Origin of the sequence: Fictibacillus nanhaiensis (assembly GCF_023715445.1) — a bacterium.
Classification (GTDB): domain Bacteria; phylum Bacillota; class Bacilli; order Bacillales; family Fictibacillaceae; genus Fictibacillus; species Fictibacillus nanhaiensis_D.
The window spans coordinates 1-255 of record NZ_JAMBOD010000071.1 but is presented as its reverse complement, the minus strand read 5'-3'; the positions used below and the strand labels follow the sequence as shown (position 1 = coordinate 255).

General features: G+C 43.5%; 1 protein-coding gene. It reads left to right on the top strand.

Annotated features, from left to right (window positions below; genetic code table 11):
• Positions 1–255 (top strand): hypothetical protein (locus M3196_RS22315; RefSeq protein ID WP_251324386.1); only part of this gene is annotated, 255 nt, incomplete at both ends.

Below are 255 nucleotides of genomic sequence, written 5' to 3'. Positions count from 1 at the left end.
CATTGCGTGTGCCTCATGGCGGCGATGGAATTATCCTGGATGTTAAAGTATTCAACCGTGAAGACGGCGATGAACTTCCTCCTGGTGTGAATCAGCTCGTTCGTGCATACATCGTGCAAAAACGTAATATTCACGAAGGGGATAAAATGGCCGGACGACATGGTAACAAAGGTGTAATTTCAAAAATTATGCCTGAAGAAGATATGCCATATCTTCCTGATGGAACACCAGTTGACATCATGTTAAACCCATTAG